The sequence below is a fragment of the Epibacterium sp. ABV4_022 genome, from assembly GCF_056159345.1.
Map to the genome: position 1 here is coordinate 1,231,905 of NZ_JBSWVA010000001.1, position 15,810 is coordinate 1,247,714.

A 15,810-nucleotide genomic window follows, 5' to 3' on the forward strand; every position below is an offset into this window, starting at 1 on the left:
AAAAAGGCCGCCCGGAACAGGGCGGCCTCTTCTTTGTTCTCTGCATGTATGCGCGGGGTTTAGGCGTCGCGTCCGCCGGCAAAACGCGCCTGCCATTCCTCGCGCTGCTCGTCGGTGATCTTGGCAAAGAGCACCTCCGGCACGGTAAAGGCATGGCCTGCGGGCAGGGCGGCCAGCGCTGCGGCGACGTCTTCGGGCCAGCTGCGATCCTCGGTGCCCAATGCCTCAAACAGGCGATAAGAGGCATCGGGGATGAAGGGCGCCGACAGCACCGCATAGAGGCGGATCAGGTTGAGGCCCAGACGCACCTGACCAGCGGCGCGTTCAGGGTCTTCCTTGAACACCGACCACGGCGCGGCAGATTGCAGGTATTCATTGCCCGCAACCCAGATCGCGCGCAGCTCTTGCGCCGATTTGCGCACTTCCATCGCTTCCATGTGGCGCTCATAGGCGCCGATGCGGGTGGAGAGCTCCTCGATCAGGGCCTGTTCCTGCTCGCCCCATGCGCCGCCCTCGGGGACCTGCTCGCCAAATTTCGAGCGGCAGAATTTGGTGATGCGCGAAACGAAGTTGCCAAGCACATCCGCCAGATCCTTGTTCACCGATTGCTGGAAGTTCTCCCATGTGAACTCCGCATCAGAGCTTTCGGGGGCATGGGACAGCAACCACCAGCGCCAGTAATCCGACGGCAGGATCTCCAGCGCCTGATCCATGAACACACCGCGCCCCTGCGAGGTGGAGAACTGGCCGCCGTCATAGTTCAGGTAGTTGAACGACTTGAGGTGATCCACCATCTTCCACGGCTCGCCCGATCCCAGCAGGGTCGCGGGGAAGGACAGGGTGTGGAAGGGGACGTTATCCTTGCCCATGAACTGGACGTATTTCACGTCATCCGCGCCCTTGTCGGTACGCCACCAGCGTTCCCAGTCCGCATCCGATTTGCCGTGTGCCTCGGCCCATTCGCCAGCAGCGGCGATATATTCGATCGGCGCGTCGAACCAGACGTAGAAGACCTTGCCTTCCATGCCGGGCCAGTCCTCGGTGCCTTTCTTGACCGCGATGCCCCAGTCGAGGTCACGGGTGATGCCCCGGTCCTGAAGCCCATCGCCGTCATGCAGCCATTTCTTGGCGATCGAGGTGGTCAGCACCGGCCAGTCGGTCTTGGAGTCGATCCACTGGTCCAGTTGGTCGCGCATTGCGGATTGGCGCAGGAACAGGTGCTTGGTCTCGCGCACCTCAAGGTCGGTGGACCCGGAGATCGCCGAGCGCGGGTTGATGAGGTCGGTCGGATCGAGCTGCTTGGTGCATTCCTCGCATTGATCGCCGCGCGCCTTCTCGAACCCGCAGTTGGGGCAGGTGCCCTCGATATAGCGGTCGGGCAGGAAGCGGCCATCGGCGTTGGAATAGACCTGTTTTTCCGAAACTTCGGTGATCAGCCCGGCCTCTTCCAGCTTGCCCGCGAAATGCTGGGTCAACGCGTGGTTCTGCGGGCTGGAGGAGCGTCCGTAGTGGTCAAACGACAGGCCAAACCGCTTGGCGATGTCGGCCTGGACCTCGTGCATCTCGGCGCAATAGTCGGCCACGGGTTTGCCCGCCTTGGCAGCAGCCAGTTCGGCGGGGGTGCCGTGTTCGTCGGTGGCGCAGAGGAACATCACCTCATGACCGCGCCCCCGGTTGTAGCGGGCATAGAGATCGGCAGGCAGCTGGCTTCCCACGAGGTTGCCGAGGTGCTTGATCCCATTGATATAGGGCAGTGCCGAGGTGATGAGAATTCGGGCCATATCGTCCATCCACGTCGCTTGTCTGGCCGCTCGTCTATCCCATGCGGGAAGGTACGAAAACCCCATGTGATCCGGCAGCGCGAAGAAAGCGGCAAATCTGCTGCGCCGGCGGCGCTCTTCACCTTGACCCCCAAGGGCGCTTGCAGGAGGTTGAGGGCGATTTTGAACCCCAATCCCTTGAATCCTCACGGGTGCGTGAACATATAGATTGCATACAATGGCATACAAGTTGGATTTTATATACGGATGACAGATCTTCTTCTCGACGGGGCCTTTGCCCCTTTCACCATGGCACTGGCGCTTTTGCTTAGTTTGGTGGGGATGGAAGTTCTGGCATTGCTGCTCGGGGGCAGCCTTCTGGCCGGCGACAGCGACGCCGATCTGGAGGGTCCCGGCGGCGTGGAGCTGGATGCGGATCTCGATATTGGCGGCGTCGATCTGGATGCGCTGGATGGCGTTGATCTGGATGCGCTCGACATCGACGGGCTGGAAGGGCTGGAGGCGGAAGCCCCCGCAACCGCGCCAGAGGTCTCCGGCGGGGGCGGCGTGCTCAGCTGGCTCGGCATCGGGCGCATGCCCTTTCTGATCTGGCTCGGCTCTGCGTTGATGGCCTTTGGCCTGTCGGGCATGGCCTTGCAACTCAGCCTCCGGGATCTGTTCCAGATCTTTGCCCCGGCTGGGCTGGTGGCAATTCCCGCGGGCATCCTGGCCCTGTGGTTTGCGCGTGGCTTCGGCGCGGTCTTTGCGCGGCTGTTGCCACAGACCAAGACCGAAGCCCTGTCCGAAGGGTCCCTCGGGCGCCGCCGAGGAACCGTCACCCAGGGCACCGCCTCGCGCGGGCGCCCCGCCGAGGTTCGCGTCATGGACCGTTTTGGCAACGCCCATTACCTGCGCGCCGAACCTCTGAGCGATCAGGATGAGATCACCCAGGGCACCGAGGTGCTGGTGATCCGTGACCGACGCGCCGAACGATATGTTCTCGTGCCGCTTTCTGACTGAGCCGCGCGGGGGCAGCCCCACCTTGAATTTAAACGTAACTTTGACCTGAAGGAGGTTTGGGATGGACTTTTCATTCCTGCTGGTGAGCGTGATCACCATATTGATGTTTGTGGCCCTGATCGGGCTTGTTCTGGGGCGACTCTACCGCCGCGCCACCCGCGAGGTGAGCCTGGTGAAGACCGGTTCGGGCGGCAAAAAGGTCATCATGGATGGCGGGACCATTGTGATCCCGTTGCTGCATGAAATCAGCCCCGTCAACATGAAGACCCTGCGTCTGGAGGTGCAGCGCTCGGGCGAGGCTGCGCTGATCACCCAGGACCGCATGCGGGTCGATGTGGGCGTGGAATTCTACGTCTCGGTGATGGCCACCGAAGAAGGCATCTCGCGCGCGGCACAGACTTTGGGCGACCGGACCTTTGATGTGGAACAGCTGCGCGAGATGATCGAAGGCAAGCTCATCGACGGTCTGCGCGCGGTGGCCGCACAGATGACCATGGACGGGCTGCATGAAAACCGCGCCGACTTTGTGCAGGAGGTGCAGAACGCAGTCTCCGAGGATCTGCTGAAAAACGGTCTGTCGCTGGAATCTGTCTCGCTTACGGCGCTCGACCAGACACCGTTTGAGGCGCTGGATGAAAACAACGCCTTTAACGCGGTGGGCATGCGCAAACTGGCCGAGGTGATCGCCACCTCGAAAAAAGAACGCGCCCAGATCGATGCGGAGGCGGAGGTCGCCGTGCGCCGCGCCGCGATGGAAGGGGAACGCCAGAAACTGCTGATCGATCAGGACGAACAGCAGGCCCGTATCGAACAGATGCAGCAGGTGGAAACCATGCGCGTGGCGCAGGAGGCGGAAATCGCCGCCCGGACCGAGGACTCGGTGCGTGAAACCGAACGCGCCCGCATCGCCCGTGAGGAAGCCATCCGCTCTGCCGAGATCGAGCGCGAGCGCAAGATCCGCGAGGCCGAGATCACCAAGGAGCGCGAGCTTGAGGTGGCCGAACAGGAACGTCAGGTCATCATTGCGCAGAAGTCCGAGGAAGAAAGCCGCGCCCGCGCCTCGGCGGATATGGCCCGCGCCGAAGCGACCAAAGCAACCGAAGCCGTGGCAACCGCCCGTCAGGTGGCCGAGGCCGAGCGTCAGAAGCAGATCGTTCTGATCGAGGCTGCCCGCGAGGCGGAACGTCAGGCCACCGGCATTCGTCTGGCCGCACAGGCCGAAAAAGAAGCCGCCGCCGACCGCGCCGAAGCCCGCCGCGAGGAAGCCCAGGCCGAGGCCGATGCGCTTAACATTCGCGCGGAGGCCAAGAAGAACGACATGCTGGCGGAGGCCGAAGGTAAACGCGCGCTGGTCGAGGCCGACAATGCGCTCTCGCCGGAACTGGTGCGCATGAAGGTTGACCTCGCCCGCATCGAGGCGATGCCCTCGATCATTGCAGAGATGGTGAAACCGGCCGAGAAAATCGACTCGATCAAGATCCATCAGGTCGGTGGCGTCGGCGGCGGCGCGGCCTACAGCAGCGCAGGTGCCGGCGCCGGGGCCTCTGGCGACAAACCCGTGGTCAATCAGGCGCTGGATTCCATCATGGGCATGGCGGTGCAGATGCCCGCACTGAAAACGCTGGGGCGTGAGCTGGGCATTTCCATGGAGGACGGCGTGTCCGGCGTGGTGAATGGCATGCTGGACGGCACTGACATCGCCCCCGAAGTCGCTGCCGACGTCGCGTCCGATCCGGAGGCCACCGATGCAGCGAAGGCCTCAGAGGTGCACTGAGATTTAGAGGTGCACTGAGATACTGTGCACGGATGCGTTGAGACATCAGGAAGGGCCGGCCACGGGCTAGCCCTTCCTATCTGATCCACAGCCGGCACACCGCGCACCGCCGTTTTTGTGTCTACAGCGCCCGGGCAGGTTTGCTCACCGAGGCGCACCAATGGCGCGGCCCAGTCCCTCGGGCGCAGGCAGTGCTTCATGTGCCGCCGCGATCTTCGTCAGATTGGCCTCGATCTGTGCCGCGGGCGGGGCGGAGCGACGGGTCTTCAGGTCCACATGCAAGAGCATATGCTCCCCCGTCGCCAGCAACCGGTCGCCCTCATACATCTCGTGCCAGAGGTGCATTTTCTTGCCCGCACCCATGATGACCCGGGTCCTCACCTGGATCGGGTGGCCCGCGTGCACCTCGTCGATATGGCGGATGTGGGTCTCGGCGGTGAAATAGCTGCCGCCAGAGGCGATATAGTCGGCGTCACAGCCGATGATCTCCATCAGCCGGTCGGTCGATTGCGCAAACGCATCCAGATAGCGGCTCTCGGTCATATGACCGTTGTAGTCGGTCCAATCGAGCGGCACGGTGCGATTTTGGGTCAGGATCGGCTGTGCGAGATCGGCAAGGTCATCCATGCTGCGCGCCAGTCCCGCCTCCTGCATGCGCGCCGCATCATGTGCGTTCTGAAGCGCGCCCGCGCCCCAGTCGTTGGCGCCCAGCGCGCGCATCATGCCCACGAGGTTGTCGTCGCGGATGCGCTCCAGCTCGCGGATCGAGTGATGTCCGGATTGCGCGTCGGACTGACCGGCGATCAGGTCCACCAGCGCGTCATTGTAGTCCGGCACATCCATCAGCTTGGTCCAGGGCCAGCTGAGCGCCGGGCCGAACTGGGCCAAGAAATGCTTCATCCCGGCTTCGCCACCTGCGACGCGATAGGTCTCGAACAGGCCCATCTGCGCCCAGCGGATGCCAAAGCCATAGCGGATGGCGTTGTCGATCTCCTCGGTGGTGGCGATGCCGTCCTTGACCAGCCAGAGCGCCTCGCGCCAGACCGCCTCGAGGAAGCGATCCGCCACATGGGCGTCGATTTCCTTCTTTAGGTGCAAGGGATACATGCCAATGGCGTTGATGATCTCCTTGGCCTTGGCGATAATCTCCGGGCTGTTTGCCTCGGTGGTGACCACCTCAACCAGCGGCATCAGGTAGACCGGGTTGAACGGGTGCGCGACCAGGATCTGCGCGGCGTTGGTGAACCCCTCCTGCAATTGCGAGGGTTTGTAGCCGGAGGTTGACGAGCCGATCACCGCGCCGCGCGGCACATGCGCCTGCAATTCGCCATAAACCTTCTGCTTCAGATCTAGCCGCTCCGGCACGCTTTCCTGCACCCAGTCGACGCCCTGAACGGCTGCCTCGATGGTGTCGTGAAAGGTCATCGTGCCCTCGGGCGGCAGGGCGACATTGCCCAAGCCCGGCAAGGCGCGGCGGGCGTTTTCCATCACCTCGGCGATCTTGCGCGCCGCCTCCGGGTCGGGATCGAAGACACGCACGTCCCACCCGTTCAGAAGGAAGCGCGCCGCCCAGCCGCCGCCGATCACACCGCCGCCGATGATTGCTGCTGTTTTCATCTCGTTGTCCTCAATACAAAAGGGTGGAGTTGAGCGGGGGTCCTGGCCTGCGGCCAGGATCCGCGCCGGTCTGGCCCTCGACGGGCCAGACCGGCGCTCCCCCTTCCTCGACCTCTGACTATTTCGCGACGGGCGCTTGCTTGGTCAGCCCGAGCCGCGTGCGCACCTCTGCCGGGGAAATCACCCGGGCACCGAGGTTGGAGATGATGGTGCCAGCACGCTCCACCAGCTGCCAGTTCTCCGCCAGCACGCCCTTGTCGAGGTAGAGATTGTCCTCCAGCCCTACACGCACATTGCCGCCCGCCAGCACCGAGGCCGCCACATAGGCCATCTGATCGCGGCCCAGCGAGAACGCCGACCAGTTCCAATCATCAGGCACATTGTTGACCATCGCCATAAAGGTATTGAGGTCATTGGGCGCACCCCATGGCACCCCCATGCACAGCTGCACCAGCGCGTTCGCCTCAAGGACACCATCCTTCACCAGCTGCCTAGCATACCACAGATGGCCGGTGTCAAAGGCCTCGATCTCCGGCTTCACGCCCAGATCCGTCATCATCTTGCCCATCGCCTGCAACATGCCGGGCGTGTTGGTCATGACGTAATCGGCCTCGGCAAAGTTCATGGTGCCGCAATCCAGCGTGCAGATCTCCGGCAGGCACTCGGCCACATGCGCCACCCGTTCGGTGGCGCCGATCATGTCGGTGCCCGCCGTGTTCACCGGCAGCGGGCTCTCCACCCCGCCAAAGGTGATGTCGCCGCCCATGCCGGCGGTCAGGTTCAGCACTACATCGGTGTCGCTGTCGCGGATACGGTCGGTGACCTCGCGATACAGCCCAAGGTCGCGCGAGGGCGCGCCGGTTTCGGGATCGCGCACATGGCAGTGCACAATCGCCGCGCCTGCCTTGGCAGCGGCAATGGCGCTGTCGGCGATTTCCTTGGGCGAGCGGGGCACATGCGGGCTGCGATCCTGCGTCCCTCCGGAGCCGGTCACGGCACAGGTGATAAAGACCTCGCGGTTCATGGAAAGCGGCATTTTTGATTTTCCCTCTGATGTACAGGGTTGTGCCACGGGTTATCCCCAGGCTTCTCCCCGGATTCCAATTTGCGCTGATCCTGACTCTCGCTCAGCCTTGGCGGCAAGAGTTTACGCGAAGCGAATCGAAGTTGATGAAATCCGCAAAAAACATCCTCCAGCCGGAGAACCGCCCCCTCAAGACCGCCGTTCTGGTGATGGATGAGTGTAACACACTCTCCTTTGCCGCGGCGGTGGACCCGATGCGTGCCGCCAATCGGCTGGCCGGACGCGCGGCCTTCGACTGGGACTATATCAGCGCCACGGCCGAGGCGCCGATGCTCACCTCCGGCCTCACCGTGCCCACCACACCGCTGGCGCGGCTGGATGGCTGTGATCTGCTGATCGTGGTGGCCGGCTTCCAACTGGCCCGCCACGCCACCCCAAGCCTGCTGGCCGGTCTGCGCCGCATCGCAGGCACCGGCGCCACCCTTGCGGGCATCGACGGCGGGCCCTGGCTCCTGGCCGAAGCCGGGTTGCTGGACGGTCATGCCGCCACCACCCATTGGGAAGACTTGGAAAACTTCTCCGCCCGCTTTCCCGACATTCACTGCCGCACCGACCGCTTCACCGTCTCCGAGGGCCGCATGACCTCCGGCGGGGCGACGCCGGCGATCGAGATGATGCTGCATATCATCGGCGCGCGCCACGGCCACGGCTTTGCCTCACGCGTTGCCGGGCTGTTCCTCTACGACGGCATCTCCGCGCCCCAGCGCGGACAAAGCCGTCTTGGCCATCACAAACACAACGCCCTCACCGCCAAGGCCAATGCGATCATGGAAGCGGCTCTGGACGACCCCAAACCCCTGGCGGAAATCGCCGAGGTTCTGGGCACCAGCCCCCGCAGCCTGCAACAGCAATTCCGCCTGCGCCTCAATACAACGCCGCAGGACCACTACCTGCAATTGCGCCTGGCCGAGGCCCGCCGTCTGGTCACCGACACCAACCTGCCCCTGATGGAGATTGCAGTGGCCACCGGCTTCACCTCGCAATCCACCTTCGCCCGCGCCTTCCGCACCGCCCATGGCCTGTCGGCGCGTGAACTCCGGCAGAGCGGGGCAGAGACGGCCTTCGCAAGCTATCCGGCGCTGCAGGCCAATAGCCACGCCAGCCACAGCACCAACTAGCCCCTTCAGCTTTTTATAAATATCTCGGGGGTGAATTGCCCCTTGGGGCAAGAGGGGGCAGCGCCCCCTCCCGTTGTTCAATAGGGCATCGGATGGGCACGATGGGCATGGTCGATCTCGGCCAGAACCTCCGGCGCCAGCTCCAGATCAGCGCCCTCCAGGATATGCGCCAGCTGGTCCACATCCGTCGCACCAAAGATTGCGGAGGCCATAAAGGGCCGTGTCCGGCACCACGCCAGCGCCATATGCACCGGATCAAGCCCGTGATCGGCGGCAATCGCCAGATAGGCCGCCACCGCAGCCTCCACCCGATCCGACTGACGCCCGCCCATGGTGGCGTTGATCGACTTGCGCGACCCGTCCGGCACCGCACCGCCCTGATACTTGCCGGTCAGATAGCCCGCCCCCAAGGGCGAGAAGGACAACAGCCCCACATCCTCGTAATGGCTCAGCTCCGCCAGATCGGTGTCATAGAGACGGCACAGCAAAGAGTATTCGTTCTGGATCGAAGCCACACGCGGGCCTTTGCCCTCTTCGGCCAGACGCAGCCATTGTGCCGTGCCCCAGGCGCTCTCGTTCGAGAGGCCAAAGGCGCGGATATTGCCCTTGTCGACCTGCGCCTGCAACGCGCCAAGACAGTCTTCCATATCCGCAATCACCTGCGCGCGGTCATAGCTTGAGGCGGTCGGATCATAGGTCCAGTTCTTGCGGAACATATAGCTGCCGCGGTTGGGCCAATGGAACTGATAGAGGTCGATGTAATCGGTCTTCAGCCGCCTCAGAGACGCCTCGACCGTTGCCCCGATGGTCTGGGCCGTGATCGGCGCGCCGTCACGTGCCACCGATCCCTCGCCGGAATGTTTGGTAGCAAGAATGTACTCCCCCCGCCGGCCGGTCTTTTCATTCCAGCTGCCGAGGATCTCCTCGCTGCGCCCCAATGTCTCCAACCGGATCGGGTTCACCGGATACATCTCTGCGGTATCGAGGAAATTGATCCCCGCATCCAGCGCCATGTCGATCTGCGCGTGGGCATCCGCCTCGTCGGTCTGGGTGCCATAGGTCATGGTGCCCAGGCACAGATCCGTGACCATCATGTCGGTGCGGCCAAGCCGGTTCATCTTCATCTCGTGCTCTCCTGCAATGCGGTGTCGCGCGGACCCTAACCCGCCGGGGACGCGATGCAAGCAGATGCCCCCGACCTGCCCAAACATTAACCATTTGGTAGCTTTGTTGCGCGTTCAGGTTGTGTGCCGTGGTATACTTCTCGCATCCCCTTCCAGACCAAGGAGGCACGCATGACTTTCATTTCCACCAAGACCCATCAGGATCTCGTGGCAGAAGCAGAGGCCGAAATTTCCTTCGTCCCGGTCACGGATGCGCAACAGCTGCAAGAGGCGGGCGACGCCGAATTCATCGATCTCCGTGTCTTTCGCGAATTGGAAAAGACCGGTGTCATCCCCGGCGCGCATTCCTGCCCGCGCGGGTTGCTGGAATTCTGGCTCGATCAGGACAGCCCCTTCGCGCGGGAGGTCTTTGGCCGCGACAAGATGTTCATCTTCTACTGCGACAACGGCTGGCGCTCGGCGCTGAGCACGCATCAGGCCGAGACCATGGGGCTGCAGAATGTGCATTGCCTCAAGGGGGGCCTCGACGGCTGGATGGACGCTCAGGGTCCGCTGTCGCCCTATCACTGGTAGTCCCGGCGACATCATCAGGGACGCGCGCCGCCGGACCGGCGTGCGGTCACATACGCAGCGGTGCGGCGGTGCGATGCCTGCCGTGGCGTCCGGCGCTGTGCCGAGCGGCCTGAGACGGCTGGCGCCGCGCGGGGCAGGGGGCACATCCGCGCCGGATTGGCCACAGCACCAGAAAAACGACCCCGCCCGTCGAAAACACGACTGCACCGGCCGGACGAATCCGTATGGTCGGGCCTGTTATGCGCACGATCCTCTCTTTTGCCGCCCTCTTTCTGTCCGTCATTCTGCTCCAGCTCTCTACCGGGGGCGTGGGGCCACTGGATGCGCTCTCGGGTGCGGCGATGGGGTTCGACAACCGCCAGATCGGTCTTTTGGGCTCGGCGCATTTCCTGGGCTTTTTCATCGGCTGCTGGTGGACGCCCCGGCTGATGGGGCGCGTCGGGCATTCGCGCGCCTTTGCGGTCTGCACGGCGCTTGGTGCAATGGGGCTGCTGGCACATACGCTCACCGACAACCCCTATGCCTGGGCGGCGATGCGGATTGCCTCGGGCCTTTGTGTGGCGGGCTGTTACACGGTGATCGAGGCTTGGCTGAACGCCAAGGTCACCAATGAAAACCGGGGCCGGACCTCGGGGCTCTACCGGATTGCCGATACCGGCGCCTCGCTGGCGGCGCAGCTGATGATCGCGGTGCTGCCACCCGCAAATTACATCTCGTACAATCTGTTGGCGATCCTGTGCTGTGCCACACTGCTGCCGCTGATGATGACCCGCGCCAGCCAGCCCAAGATGCCCTCTGCGCCGCGCCTGCGCCCCGGGCTGGCATGGCGCTGCTCGCCCCTTGGCGTGGCCGGTGTCCTGGTTTCGGCGCTCAGCGGCGCATCGTTCCGGATGGTGGGGCCGATCTACGGCCAGGAGGTCGGCCTGATGATCGACCAGATCGCCTTTTTCCTCGCGGCCTTTGTTCTGGGCGGGGCGCTGGCGCAATACCCCGTGGGCTGGCTTGCGGACAAATTCGACCGCCGCTGGGTGCTGATCTGGCTATCGGGCGTGTCGATGCTGGCCTGCGCGGTGACCCTGCCGGCAAGCGGCGGCGGCACCCTGGCGATCATGGTCTCGGCGGCCTTTTTCGGGCTTACCACGGTGCCGATCTTCTCGGTTTCGGCCGCCCACGCCAATGATTTTGCCACCTCCGAAGAACGGGTGGAGCTGTCGGCGGCCTTGATGTTCTTTTATGCCAGCGGCGCCATCGCCGCACCGCTTCTGGCCTCCGCCCTGATCGAGGCCTTCGGCCCCGGCGCGCTGTTTGTGTTTATCGCCGTGGGCCATGCGGGGCTGATCGTCTTTGGCCTTGCCCGGATGCGCAGCCGCGCCACCCCGACGGAACGCACCCGCTACGTCTATGCGCCGCGCACGTCGTTCACCATCGGCAAGATGCTGAAGCGCGCGCGTGAGGGGCGGCAGTAGGGCGACCCCGCGCGCCGCATCACGACGTTCCCCCGATCTGCGCCCTGAGCGCCCGCACCCGGCGCGGCATCTGCCGGGCCGTGATGTCCGCCTCGCGCACCAGCCGGTCGAAATGACCGGTATAGGTCTCGATCCGCTCTCGGTCGCGAAAGGCCATATAGTGGCTGCCAGCATAGAACACGCACAGCAGCGGGCCGAATATGGTCAGCGGCGAGGAATAGAGCCGCTTGGCATCATAGAGATAGATCCGGAGCCGGGGATAAAGCTGCGTGGTCAGCTGCTCTAGGTGTTCCAGCTGCTCGATCCGGATCTCTGCGGGCAGCCCCTCGTAATAGCCCACGCCCTTGGCAAAGCTGTCGATCTCGTAGATCGGCATGGCGATCTCGTAATCCGACCCCGCCTGCTGCATCCAGGTCAGCCGGTCCTGCGAGGCGCCGATGGCCTGATCGGCGGTGCGCCCCAGATGCGGCGCGTATTCCCATTCCAGCACCGCGCGGGTCTTCAGCATGTCGGGCAGGGTCGCGGGCACGTGGCGGATCTTGTAGCCCGCCGCCTCCCGGTGCCACTCGTAGATGCGTTCGTCCACCAGCGCCCGGGGGGCTTCGGTCATGGCGATCGAGGAGGCGAGCAGCTCGGCGGCGCTCTCCGGTCGGTCCGACAGGCTCAGGAGCCAATCCGCCGAAACCCCGAGCACCGCCGCACAGGCGCCCACCACATGGGCGTTGGGCAGGCGCGCGCCCTCGTCGGTCAGCAGCTGTGAAATGGTGGACCGGTCCACACCGGTTTCCCGCGCCAGGGCGCTCTGGCTCAGGCCGCTGTCGCGCAGGGCGCGATTGAGACGGTCCCGAAACTGCGTGGCGCGCAGACGCTTGTCGATATTTTCCCTCATGTGGTGACTTATATCACCATTGATGGATTTTGTTAATCACATACGGAATTCTGCACAGCTTCGGCTCTTGCTAATGTGACCACACACAAAAAATCAGGAGGCATTATGGAAACGCGTGGGCGCTCCCTCGTGAAGGCTGTCGTATGGAATGTGATCGGGTTGGTCTCGATGACGCTGGTGGGATTTCTCGCCACCGGCTCTGTCAGCGCGGGCGGCAAGATGGCCGCAGTGAATACCGCGCTGGGGTTCGCCACATACCTGATCTACGAGCGGGTCTGGGCGCGCATTTCCTGGGGCCGGCTTGGCCATCAGACCGGAGGCCACCGGCATGCGTGACCTCACCGAGGAAGAGCAACTGGCCGCGCTGTTGAACGACCCGCTTGCACAGGGGGCGGGGGGCGCGGCGGCCGAGGCGGTCGATCCCGCAGATGTCGCGGCGCGCGCCGCGCTGCCGGCGCATCCCGAATGGGGCACCTTCGCGCTGATCGTGGCCTGCCATTGTGTCTGGGCCGGGGCGCTGTTTGGTCTGGCGCAGCTCTCCACCGTGCTGGCGGTGGGGCTGGCCGGGGTCACGGTGGCGCTGCATTCCTCGCTCTGCCACGAGGTGCTGCATGGTCATCCCTTCCGCAGCCGCCGCCTGAATGAAGCGCTGGTATTCCTGCCGCTGAACCTCGCGGTGCCCTATGGCCGCTTTCGCGACACCCATTTGCAACATCACCAGGACGAGAACCTGACCGATCCCTATGACGACCCGGAGAGCAATTTCCAGGACCCGGAGGTCTGGGCGCAGCTGCCCGCCTGGCGTCAGCGTCTGCTGCGGGTCAACAACACGCTACTGGGGCGCATGCTGCTGGGGCCGGTGATCGGGCAGATCAGCTTTATGCAAATGGACTGGCGGCTGATGCGCCGGGGCACGCCGGGCATCCTGCGCGACTGGGCGCTGCATGCACTGGGCGCTGCCTTGGTCCTGTGGGTTGTGTCGCTGTCGGCGCTGCCGGTGCTGGCCTATCTGGGTGCGGCCTATATCGGCCTCGCGCTGCTGAAGATTCGCACCTATCTGGAGCATCGCGCGCATGAGGACATGCATGGCCGCACCGCGATCGTCGAAGGCCGCGGCCTTTTGGGGATGGTGCTGGGGTTTCTGTTCCTGAACAACAACCTCCACATTGTGCACCACCTCTATCCCGGCGTTGCCTGGCACCGGTTGCCGGCTCTCTACCGGCGTCACCGCAGCCGGTTTCAGGCCCGCAATGACGGCTATGTGCTGACCAGCTATGCCAGCGTGTTCCGGCAGTTTGCCCTGCGGGCCAAGGATCCGGTGCCGCATCCGCTCTGGAAATCGCCGGAGTAAGGGGGCACAAGAGCGGCATGTGATAGTCTGACACCAAGGTTCGTCGATGCCGCTCTGGATCCCCGTCACCCTCGCCGCCGCCACGTTTCAGACCATCCGCTTCATGCTGCAAAAGGTGCTGAGCGCGGTCACCCTCAGCGCCGCGGGGGCGACGTTTTCGCGGTTTGTCTATTCCGCGCCGGTGATCCTGCTGGCGCTCTGGGCCTATGTGGCCAGCACGGAAGCGGAGCTGCCGGCGCTGTCGCTGCGGTTCTGGGGCTTTGCCACCATCGGCGGGCTGTCGCAGATCCTGGCCACGGTCTGCGTGGTGGCGCTGTTCAAGCAACGCAATTTCGCCGTCGGCATCACCTTCAAGAAAACCGAAGTGATCCAGACCGCCATCGTTGGGCTGGTGGTGTTGGGGGATGAGGTCTCGGCATTGGGCTGGCTGGCGATCCTGATCGGGCTGGTCGCGGTGCTGGTCCTGTCAAAGACAAAGGACGGCCCCAAAGGGCTCTGGCGTCAGATGAGCGGCCGCGCCCCGCTGCTGGGGCTGGGGTCGGGGGTGCTGTTTGCGTTCTCAGCGGTCAGCTATCGGGGTGCATCGCTGCAATTGCAGGAGCCGGACGCGGTGCTGCGCGCGGCGGTGACGCTGGCGGTGGTGGTCTGCTTGCAGACGGTGATGATGCTGGTCTGGCTGGCGCTGCGCGACCCGGGCGAGATTGCGCGGGTCTGGGCGGCACGTCGGGTGGCGGTCTGGGTGGGGCTGACCAGCATGGGCGGGTCTTTCTGCTGGTTTCTCGCCTTCACGCTGCAGAATGCGGCCTATGTCAAGGCGCTGGGGCAGGTGGAGCTGCTGTTGTCTTTGCTGGCGTCCCTGCTGGTGTTCCGCGAGGAGGTGACGCGGCGTGAAATCTTCGGCATGGGGCTTCTGGTTTTGTCGATCTTGGCCCTGATCCTGGCGATCTGAACGGGCGCTGGCGAGCCGCACCCGCGTGGCGCTGTGTCGCCCGGGGGGCTCCCGCCCGTCGCATCTGCGCCCCTTTTTGCAAAGGGGCACCGTGCTCCCGTTGGGCCTGGCACCGCGCGTTCCGCGCGGTGCCGCAGCCAGCCCCTTTTTTCAAAAGGGGCTGGCTGCCCGGCCCAAGACTGACTGGCGGTGCGCCCTTTGCCCCAAAGGGCGTGCAGCCGAAGGCGCGGGAGCGCCCCCGGTCACCGAGGTTGACGGACGCCTGCGGTTGCGACCCGCGCGGCTGGGTCAATCCCGCCCCGCCATCGGTCGTCCGTGCAACTGCAGGAACAGGCTTTCCTCGTCGTCATTGAGAAAATAGGGGGTGGTCTCGGGGCGGGTGCCGCTGCGCAGGTTGGCCGCGACCTCCGCCAGCACGACTTCGGTGATGAACGGAAGATCAAAGCGCCGCACCTGGCTGAGCGGAATCCACTGGAGATGGGACAGCTCGTCCGAGGCGCGGGAAAAATCATCCAGGTCCCCTACCAAAGCTTCGGCGGCCACCTGGAAGAACCGCGCGTCAAAGCGGCGCGGACGGCCGGGCGGGGTCAGGGCGCGGAACACGAAGCTGAGCGCGGAGGCATCCGGCACATGGCCGCTGGCGGCAAAGCTCTGCCAGTCGGGCGGCACCTCTCCGCTCCAGGTGCCGGGGCATCCCAGGATCAGCCCGGTTTCCTCCCACAATTCGCGCGTCGCCGCCGCACAGAGCGCCTGCCAGACCTCGGCGCCGCCATCGGCTTGCAACCGCTCCCGACAGGGGGGCGGGATGTCTGCCGCCAGCGGGATGTGACGGTCGCCGAGATCCATCGCCCCGCCGGGAAAGACAAATTTGTTGGGCATGAAGGCCGCCTTGGCCCCGCGCTGCCCCATCAGCACCCGCGGATCGTCGCTGTCGCCGTCGCGCACCGCGATCACCGTGGCGGCATCGCGGATCGCGGCCTTGTCCACGGGCATGCCGCCGTGCGGCCCGCTCGCGCTGCCCGAATTGCCTGGGGTGCCTGTCATGGCTCTGGTCCTCCTGTCCTCACCGGCCCGACCGGCCCAAG

At 64.5% G+C, this 15,810-nt stretch carries 14 protein-coding genes; 8 read left to right on the top strand and 6 right to left on the bottom strand.

Features of this window, described 5'->3' with window-relative positions:
- Positions 1–59 precede the first annotated feature (59 nt).
- The gene (gene metG / locus ACXAF5_RS05900; RefSeq protein WP_474945895.1) at positions 60–1,781 is read right to left on the bottom strand and encodes a methionine--tRNA ligase; all 1,722 of its coding nucleotides are present in this window, start codon (positions 1,779–1,781) and stop codon (positions 60–62) included.
- Between the two features lie 246 nt (positions 1,782–2,027).
- Between metG and ACXAF5_RS05905 the strand changes: the two genes are divergently transcribed.
- Both ACXAF5_RS05905 and ACXAF5_RS05910 read left to right on the top strand, forming a co-directional pair.
- The gene (locus ACXAF5_RS05905) at positions 2,028–2,780 is read left to right on the top strand and encodes an OB-fold-containig protein (RefSeq protein WP_474945896.1); all 753 of its coding nucleotides are present in this window, start codon (positions 2,028–2,030) and stop codon (positions 2,778–2,780) included.
- A 61-nt stretch (positions 2,781–2,841) separates the two neighbouring features.
- Positions 2,842–4,554: a flotillin family protein gene (locus ACXAF5_RS05910; RefSeq protein ID WP_474945897.1), complete on the top strand. Its 1,713-nt coding sequence runs from the start codon at positions 2,842–2,844 to the stop codon at positions 4,552–4,554.
- 144 nt (positions 4,555–4,698) lie between these two features.
- Here the strand turns inward: ACXAF5_RS05910 and ACXAF5_RS05915 are convergent, their stop codons facing one another.
- Both ACXAF5_RS05915 and bcoG read right to left on the bottom strand, forming a co-directional pair.
- A complete protein-coding gene (locus ACXAF5_RS05915) occupies positions 4,699–6,171 on the bottom strand; it encodes a carnitine 3-dehydrogenase (protein WP_474945898.1) in 1,473 nt (490 codons plus the stop codon).
- 118 nt (positions 6,172–6,289) lie between these two features.
- Positions 6,290–7,207 (bottom strand): 3-dehydrocarnitine:acetyl-CoA trimethylamine transferase BcoG, encoded by a 918-nt coding sequence (gene bcoG / locus ACXAF5_RS05920; RefSeq protein ID WP_474945899.1) that lies wholly within the window; start codon positions 7,205–7,207, stop codon positions 6,290–6,292.
- A 134-nt stretch (positions 7,208–7,341) separates the two neighbouring features.
- Between bcoG and ACXAF5_RS05925 the strand changes: the two genes are divergently transcribed.
- On the top strand, positions 7,342–8,373 hold the full coding sequence (locus ACXAF5_RS05925; protein ID WP_239322994.1) for a GlxA family transcriptional regulator: 1,032 nt from the start codon (positions 7,342–7,344) through the stop codon (positions 8,371–8,373).
- A gap of 77 nt (positions 8,374–8,450) precedes the next feature.
- Here ACXAF5_RS05925 and ACXAF5_RS05930 read toward each other — a convergent pair whose 3' ends face one another.
- Complete coding sequence (locus ACXAF5_RS05930; RefSeq protein ID WP_474945900.1) at positions 8,451–9,497, bottom strand: aldo/keto reductase; 1,047 nt, start codon at positions 9,495–9,497, stop codon at positions 8,451–8,453.
- Between the two features lie 171 nt (positions 9,498–9,668).
- Here ACXAF5_RS05930 and ACXAF5_RS05935 point away from each other — a divergent pair, with 171 nt between their 5' ends.
- Together ACXAF5_RS05935 and ACXAF5_RS05940 are read left to right on the top strand one after the other, a co-directional pair.
- Positions 9,669–10,070 (top strand): rhodanese-like domain-containing protein, encoded by a 402-nt coding sequence (locus tag ACXAF5_RS05935; RefSeq protein WP_474945901.1) that lies wholly within the window; start codon positions 9,669–9,671, stop codon positions 10,068–10,070.
- A gap of 239 nt (positions 10,071–10,309) precedes the next feature.
- Positions 10,310–11,536, top strand: coding sequence for an MFS transporter (locus tag ACXAF5_RS05940; RefSeq protein WP_474947804.1), 1,227 nt, complete (start codon positions 10,310–10,312; stop codon positions 11,534–11,536).
- Positions 11,537–11,555: 19 nt separating this feature from the next.
- On the opposite strand, the gene ACXAF5_RS05945 is transcribed toward ACXAF5_RS05940, so the two are convergent.
- Complete coding sequence (locus ACXAF5_RS05945) at positions 11,556–12,425, bottom strand: helix-turn-helix domain-containing protein (protein ID WP_239363015.1); 870 nt, start codon at positions 12,423–12,425, stop codon at positions 11,556–11,558.
- A 105-nt stretch (positions 12,426–12,530) separates the two neighbouring features.
- Here ACXAF5_RS05945 and ACXAF5_RS05950 point away from each other — a divergent pair, with 105 nt between their 5' ends.
- From ACXAF5_RS05950 to ACXAF5_RS05960, 3 genes are read left to right on the top strand one after another with little or no spacing between them, the layout of a single operon-like run.
- Positions 12,531–12,761 (top strand): DUF2061 domain-containing protein, encoded by a 231-nt coding sequence (locus ACXAF5_RS05950; RefSeq protein WP_474945902.1) that lies wholly within the window; start codon positions 12,531–12,533, stop codon positions 12,759–12,761.
- On the top strand, positions 12,754–13,776 hold the full coding sequence (locus ACXAF5_RS05955; RefSeq protein WP_474945903.1) for a fatty acid desaturase: 1,023 nt from the start codon (positions 12,754–12,756) through the stop codon (positions 13,774–13,776). Before ACXAF5_RS05950 ends, ACXAF5_RS05955 begins: the two co-directional genes overlap by 8 nt.
- A gap of 46 nt (positions 13,777–13,822) precedes the next feature.
- Complete coding sequence (locus ACXAF5_RS05960) at positions 13,823–14,725, top strand: EamA family transporter (RefSeq protein ID WP_474945904.1); 903 nt, start codon at positions 13,823–13,825, stop codon at positions 14,723–14,725.
- Positions 14,726–15,013: 288 nt separating this feature from the next.
- On the opposite strand, the gene ACXAF5_RS05965 is transcribed toward ACXAF5_RS05960, so the two are convergent.
- Positions 15,014–15,769 (bottom strand): NUDIX hydrolase, encoded by a 756-nt coding sequence (locus ACXAF5_RS05965; RefSeq protein ID WP_474945905.1) that lies wholly within the window; start codon positions 15,767–15,769, stop codon positions 15,014–15,016.
- Positions 15,770–15,810 lie beyond the last annotated feature (41 nt).

Bases quoted from the DNA above. Each gene is read 5' to 3' on its own strand.
- ACXAF5_RS05960 (WP_474945904.1), top strand. From the start codon at position 13,823: ATGCCGCTCTGGATCCCCGTCACCCTCGCCGCCGCCACGTTTCAGACC.
- ACXAF5_RS05915 (WP_474945898.1), bottom strand. From the start codon at position 6,171: ATGAAAACAGCAGCAATCATCGGCGGCGGTGTGATCGGCGGCGGCTGG.
- ACXAF5_RS05940 (WP_474947804.1), top strand. From the start codon at position 10,310: ATGCGCACGATCCTCTCTTTTGCCGCCCTCTTTCTGTCCGTCATTCTG.
- ACXAF5_RS05935 (WP_474945901.1), top strand. From the start codon at position 9,669: ATGACTTTCATTTCCACCAAGACCCATCAGGATCTCGTGGCAGAAGCA.
- ACXAF5_RS05910 (WP_474945897.1), top strand. From the start codon at position 2,842: ATGGACTTTTCATTCCTGCTGGTGAGCGTGATCACCATATTGATGTTT.
- ACXAF5_RS05965 (WP_474945905.1), bottom strand. From the start codon at position 15,769: ATGACAGGCACCCCAGGCAATTCGGGCAGCGCGAGCGGGCCGCACGGC.
- ACXAF5_RS05945 (WP_239363015.1), bottom strand. From the start codon at position 12,425: ATGAGGGAAAATATCGACAAGCGTCTGCGCGCCACGCAGTTTCGGGAC.
- ACXAF5_RS05950 (WP_474945902.1), top strand. From the start codon at position 12,531: ATGGAAACGCGTGGGCGCTCCCTCGTGAAGGCTGTCGTATGGAATGTG.
- metG (WP_474945895.1), bottom strand. From the start codon at position 1,781: ATGGCCCGAATTCTCATCACCTCGGCACTGCCCTATATCAATGGGATC.
- ACXAF5_RS05930 (WP_474945900.1), bottom strand. From the start codon at position 9,497: ATGAAGATGAACCGGCTTGGCCGCACCGACATGATGGTCACGGATCTG.
- ACXAF5_RS05955 (WP_474945903.1), top strand. From the start codon at position 12,754: ATGCGTGACCTCACCGAGGAAGAGCAACTGGCCGCGCTGTTGAACGAC.
- ACXAF5_RS05925 (WP_239322994.1), top strand. From the start codon at position 7,342: ATGAAATCCGCAAAAAACATCCTCCAGCCGGAGAACCGCCCCCTCAAG.
- bcoG (WP_474945899.1), bottom strand. From the start codon at position 7,207: ATGCCGCTTTCCATGAACCGCGAGGTCTTTATCACCTGTGCCGTGACC.
- ACXAF5_RS05905 (WP_474945896.1), top strand. From the start codon at position 2,028: ATGACAGATCTTCTTCTCGACGGGGCCTTTGCCCCTTTCACCATGGCA.